Origin of the sequence: Gordonibacter sp. An230, from assembly GCF_002159915.1 — a bacterium.
Taxonomy (GTDB): Bacteria; Actinomycetota; Coriobacteriia; order Coriobacteriales; family Eggerthellaceae; genus Rubneribacter.
The window spans coordinates 86,170-92,351 of record NZ_NFJP01000014.1 but is presented as its reverse complement, the minus strand read 5'-3'; the positions used below and the strand labels follow the sequence as shown (position 1 = coordinate 92,351).

General features: G+C 67.6%; 2 protein-coding genes (1 of these 2 running past the window's edge). Both read right to left on the bottom strand.

The annotated features are described in order from the left end of the window. Positions 1-36: 36 nt before the first annotated feature. On the bottom strand, positions 37-186 hold the full coding sequence (locus B5F40_RS16255) for a hypothetical protein (protein WP_162610941.1): 150 nt from the start codon (positions 184-186) through the stop codon (positions 37-39). A gap of 460 nt (positions 187-646) precedes the next feature. Next, on the bottom strand, positions 647-6,182 hold the final stretch of the coding sequence (locus tag B5F40_RS09045) for a hypothetical protein (protein ID WP_140396465.1). The gene runs 23,939 nt beyond the window's last position; the window shows 5,536 of its 29,475 coding nt (coding positions 23,940-29,475); its start codon lies beyond the right edge, outside the window; its stop codon occupies positions 647-649.

The following is a 6,182-nucleotide window of genomic DNA, read 5'->3' as shown; positions in this document are numbered from 1 at the left end:
AGATGTGAATAAGAGACATGCATCTACGCGAGCGCATCACGCTTTCGCAATCGCCGAACTACGCGCCAAGACGGCGAAAGCGCCCTTCACGCCACAGCCGTCGCTGCGCCCGCACGTCACGGCGCTCGTGGGCGAAGCGGGGCCTTCGCCCACGATGAGGCACGTCAGCCACCTGAAACCGTCCATGGCCGGCCGCCCCTCAAACTCGCGCGCAACGTCGACTCGGCTTCCGACGACGCGCTTGCCTCCTGCCGCGCTCTCACCGAGAACCGTACGGCGCCCCTCGTCAGCGCGATGGACTGTGCCCCGTCCGAAAAACTGCCGGCTTCCTCACGAAGAGCCCGGGCGCCGAGCATCCCGAAGCCGACCGAGGCTCCTCGGAGAGCAACGCCATCCTTCGGCCGTCGTCGAGGGGAAGGCCCCCGCCCCCGCATGAGCGGCATCGATGGCCCTGCGCCGCCTTTCGATTCGCGCATCTTGTCCGATGGGGGCTTCCTTCACCCCAGCGTCGAACACCGCCCGCCCTGGACGACGAAGGCCAGCCAGCCCTTCCTCCGAGAAACCATGCGCGCACGCGACCTGGAAGATCGAGCCCGGCAAGCGAACGCATTCCGGGGAGGGGCTGCACCCTCCCCGGAAACGCAGTCTACGCAAGCGGCGCCGCCGCCTCACGGTCGCGACGGCGGCGCACCACCGCAACCACCACGACGGCCAACGTGGCCAGCACGGCCAGCATGGCGAGGCCGCGCAGCATCCGCTGGTCGCCAAGCGTCGGCAGCCTGTGTATCGCAACCGGCGACTCCTCGAAGTACACGCCCAGATCGATAGCGTTCCCCGCGTCGCGCGACCATTCCGAAAGATGCACGTAGTCGTACAGCTGCCCGTATGCGGTCGGCCCGCCCGCATACTCCGCATGGAAGCGCGCAGGGTTCGTGACGCCCTGCTCGTGGGGCACCACCTCGCCCGTCAGGTTCAGATGCGCGTAGTCGCTGTCCGCATTGTCGCCCGCCTCTTGCGCATCTAGCACCGTGTACTCGGCGCCGTCTGGCAGCGTCATCGTCACCCGATACTCATAGGGAAGCCCTTCGTCCGTCGCGGCGGGAAGCCCTTCGAAGCGATAGGCGCCCCACTCGTCGGAAACCGTCGAGGCCACCGGCTCCCACGCGCCATCCGACAGAATGCCGTCGAACTCGACGCGCTCGCCCATGGGCGCTCTTTCGACAGCTTGCCCGGCGTCGGGATACGTCACCTCCGACGGAACGAGCGGCTCGCCCTGCGCATCCAAATCGCTCGCAGGCGCACCGTCGCCCCAGGTGGCGCCGAACCCTTCGCCCAGCTCGCCGCAATCGAGAACACGGCGCTCAAGACGCAGCTCGTTGCCCGGCAGCAACCCCTCCCCGGCATCCTGGACACCGTTGCGGTTCGCATCGTCCCACACGCGCCCCTCGATGAGGGAGGTGCCGAACGGCACAAGGCCCACGTCGTTGAAATCGCTGTCGTGGGCGCTCACCGGCGTGAACGAGAGACCCTCGGGGCCATCCGTCACGAAGGACGGATCCTCGCCTTGCTCGGCATCGGCCAAAACGATGAGTCCGGCAACCGGCTCGTCCGGCACCACACGCGTGGTCTGAGCGTCCAGATCGGAGTCTCTCTGAACGTCACTGCCGCGATTCGCCTCGGTCACTGCGTAACCGTCCGCCAGTTGCGCCACGTTCACCCGGTAACCGTACACCACCGTCGCGAAGCGATCCCCCACCATGCGGTTGCCCACCGCTTCCAAATCGTCGAAGCAGTAGCGACCATCGGCACCGGTGATCTGGGAAAGCGCTCCGTCTCCGGACGCGAACTCGCGATCGAACGCCCAACGCGAACCCGGCTTTTCTGCGCCTGAGCCACCTTCGGCATCGCCATCGAGCCGTGCGGGGCCTTCGGCGTCGTCGTCCGTCGAGCCGTCCGCCCGGTAGTCGTCCACGTAATAGTAGCGAGAAAGCGTCACCTTCACACCGGGCACCGGCTGCTCGTCATCGGAGCGGACGCCGTCCGCATCGCTGTCGCTCCACGCCATACCCGTGATGCGCGCCCGCTCGGGAGAAACGAACCCGGCATCTCCCCCTCGCTGCACGTCGATGGTGCGCAGCACGTCGTACTCCACTCCATTGTACGCATCGAGGTACTGGGCGCCGTCGTCTTCGGCATGCGGCATCGCCATGATGGCGTAGCCGTCGCCACGCAGCTGCTCTTGCGAGCCGTCGGCATACTGCTCCACCACCGTCAACGTGCCGTTCATCCGATCACGCACGACATCGGAGTCCGCCGTATGGTCGGATCCCACATGGTAGCGGGTAAGCGTCGTGCCCTCGGGCGCCTCGGCCACCGATATGCGATACGCCGCCAAGCGGAAATCGTCATCGCCTGCGGCGAGGCCCGATTCGCCTGGCTCTTCCGATCCGGCGCCGTCCCCGACACCCGCATCGCCGTCGCCCTCGACAGGCGCGAGAGGCCTGCCGTCTTTCATTTGCACATACGTGGGCAGATCCGCGAACTCGTACACGCCGCCCTCGCCGGTGCGCGTCACGCGGGAAGCGGCGGGCGAGCCTTCCTCTGCGGTGCCGAACTCCATGTTCTGCACCCACGCGCCGTTGTCGCGATACCACTGCGTCACGTACACTTCATGCCCGGCTATGCCGTGCTCGTCGCCCTCGTTCGACGCGTCGAGGTCTTGCAGCCCGTCGTAATCGTCGTCGTACCACACCGTGCCCCGCAACACGCCGCAAGGGAACGGGCCGAACCCGGCGTTCATGCGCGGCTCATCAGCGCCACGCGCAAGGTTGAAGCCCTCGGCCTCGTACGGGAAGCCAACCAGGCCACCCACCGTAACGGTCGAACCCGCAGGCGCCGAAGCTTGAGCGCCCTCGAGAGAATCGTGAGCCCCCGGTTCTTCCGTCGCGCCAGACGTTGCAGGCTCGGCCAGCACCACTTTCCCATCGAGCGTGCGCTTCCCTTCGTAGGAGCTCTCCTCCATCCATGCGATGCGGTACACATCGCCCTCCGCCTCAGGGCGGCGCACTTTTGAGTTGACCGCATCGGCCTCCGGCGAATCCACTTGAAGGGCCGTCACGGGAAGGCCGGCCACGCCGTGCGCGTCGCCCGCTCCCAAAGCAGCCACCTCGTAACCCATCAAGTGCCGTTCAGACACGCCGTCGCCGTCGGCATCGTAGGCCGCCGAAACCGGCAGCGGATCGAAGTCGAAGCGACCCGACGCGTCGGTATCCTGCTGATCGTCGAACTCAGGCGCGGGCTGCCAACCCTCCTCGGTGCGAACATAGGCGCGCAAGCGCACCGTCTTGCCAGGCAACGGCTCCTCACCCGCGTCGATCAAGCCGTTGTAGTCGGCATCGATCCAGAGCGTGCCGGCAAGCCGCGCCTGCGGAGGCGTCATCAAGCCAGCGTCGCGGCCCGATGCGTCGCGCGGCGCGCTCTTGTCGAACGAGGTGGCCGACGCCGCACCGTCCGTCGCCAGCTGGCTCGCAGGAACCGCGGCGGGCGTCGTCAGCACGTTGTCGTCGGCGGTGTAAGCATCCGTCTCGTCCAGCAGCACCGTGTACTCGCCGTCGCTCAACATGAGCGAACCGGTCGTGTCGGCATCCGAGTTGTCGGACGAGCCGACGCCCTCGGCGCGCACGGGGCTTTGCAGCCACGCTTGCCGCACGCTTTCGGGATCGGCTAGACGCACCCGGTAAGCATAGGCGAACCACTCGCCGGTCTGCTCGTCGTAACCGCTGGCGGCCAAACCGTCGAAACGGTAGACGCCCTCGCTTTGCCTGCCTTCGCCATCGATGCCGGTTTCGGTTGCGACCTGCATGCCCTCCCAAGCGGGATCGGGCACCCATGCGGCCCCGTCCTCCGACGGCACGAAGCGGTCGAGTGCCACGCTCACTCCGTTCACGCCCGGCGCCACGCCGCCAGGTGCCGCGTCGCGCTCGTCCTGGACGCCGTCGAGATTCTCGTCTTCCCACACCACGCCCACGATGGAGGCCGGACGCTCGGGCACCTCGCCCACGTCGCCGCCCGGCAGGGTCTCCGCCTGCGGGCGCAGCAAATGGTACGTCTCCCCGTCGTCGGGGCTTTCCGCCGTCACGCCGTCGATGGCCCCGCCAACCAAAGCCGCCAGCACAATGCGGCCGTCCGGGCGCGTGCCCGCCTGGGGATCGCCAGCATCGAACGACGCACGGTCAAGCAGCAAGAACGAACCATCCTCGCCGCGCATCGAGGCATCGGAATCCTCGAGCGTGGTGTCTCGGTTGGGATCGGCCTCGTCAAAGGCATGATAGGACGTGAGGAAGCGGCCCTGCGCCGTGTCCTCCAAACGCACGCGATAGGCCGCTAGGTGCGCCTCGCCCGTCTGCGGATCGACCCACGCGGTGGGCAGACCGGCAACCCTCCAACGGCCATCGGCGCCGGTCGTCGCCTGCACCACGCCGCCATCCTTCGCCTCTCCGCCCGTCACCGCGTCCCACGGCCCATGGCCGAACTGGGCATTGCGCGTCCAAGCGCCGTCAGAGGCGACGTACCATTGCTCAACGTTCAGCAACTGGCCGGACATGCCCTGCTCTCCCTCGCCGAAATCCTGCAGGCCGTCGAAATCGTCGTCCTGCCACACCACGCCCTCGAGCGCGGCGGTGGGCACCTGCACCACTCCGGCATCCCAGCAGTCGTTCGTGAAGCCGTCGAGCACGTCGTACACGATGCCGCCGGGGCCCTCCACCTCGTACTGAGATCCCACGCTCTCGCCTGCCACCACGACGAACTGATCGTCGTCGGTGAGATAGCGCGCCCGCCCCTGCTCGGGAGCAGGCATCGCCTGGCGCTGCGCCCGCAAATCGGAATCGACCGTGGAATCGGGCGTGGCGCGGCGGGCCGTAACGGCCACCGCACCCAGCGCCGTATAGTCCTCGTCGTTCATGCGCACCTTGTAACCCGCCAAGCGCAGTACGCCCGGCTCGTCGGGATCTGGCACGGCGGTGGGCACCTCGAAGGAGTAGGATCCGTCGGCGGCGGTCGTCTCCTGCCTGATCGGCTCTGCGTTCACACGCTCCCACCGCCCGCCGCGCTGCTCGGCGGCATCGGGCACCCATGCGTAGCTTTCCAACGTGAGGCGGGCCCCAGCCACGGGATGCTCCCCCTCTTCTCGCACGCCGTCGGCGTCGGCGTCATCCCACACCACACCTGCGACGGCGGCGGGCCTCACCTCGGTCAGGCCTGCGTCGCCCGCGCGCTGGGGCTCGGCCAAAGCCTCGAAGTCGTAGACGACGCCCGCGTATTCTTGCGCGTACGGCGACACCGTCGCCCCGGCCTCCTGGGGCTTCGCAACGATGACCGCACCATCGGCGCGAGCCGGATCGCCCTCGTAACGGTCGACAAGAGCGTACGCATCGCCCGCGCGCACCGACACCGACAGGTCGGAGTCACGCGTGGCGTCGCCGCCCATATGCATTCGCGTTGCGTAGCTGCCCTCGTCAAGAACGACGCTTGCCCGATAGGACGCCAACCGGAAATCATCGCCCGCGGAAACGGCGATGAACGTGGGCAGCTCTTCGAACAGATACGCGCCATCGGAGTCGGTTCGCGTCGCCCGCGCGCCCGTCGGCGCGCCCGCGTTGGCATCCGCCGTTCCATCGGCGAACGCCTCGTTTTGGAACCAATGGCTGTTGCCATCGGCGGGATTCTCGGCATCTGGATCGTAGTACCACTGGGTCAGGAACACCGTCGCGCCCTCGACGCGCTGCTCGTCGTCGTCGCGCAGTCCGTCGCGATCGGCATCGCTCCACACCACGCCGGCAGCCGCACCCATGTCAGGCGCCGAGAAGCCGCCGTTCATAGCCCCTTCGTCGTGCCCGACCGACATGTCGAACCCAGCGAGCTCGTAGGTGGTGTCACGGGCCGGATCGGGTGCAGCGGCGGGTTGAGCCAGCACGATGCGCGCATCGAGCCGCTTGGCCGAATCCACTCCGTCGTCATCGAGGCGGCGTAACGGATACGACCCTTCTTCATAAGCAAGCCCCAACTCGCCGTTAGCCCATGCGGCGTCGCTTGCGCGATGCGCTTTGGAGTTGGACGCGTCGGCATCGGGCGTATCCATCTGCATCGGCGTTACCGCCGCACCGGAAAGCCCTTCGTCGTCC

Bases quoted from the DNA above. Each gene is read 5' to 3' on its own strand.
- B5F40_RS16255 (WP_162610941.1), bottom strand. From the start codon at position 186: ATGGACGGTTTCAGGTGGCTGACGTGCCTCATCGTGGGCGAAGGCCCC.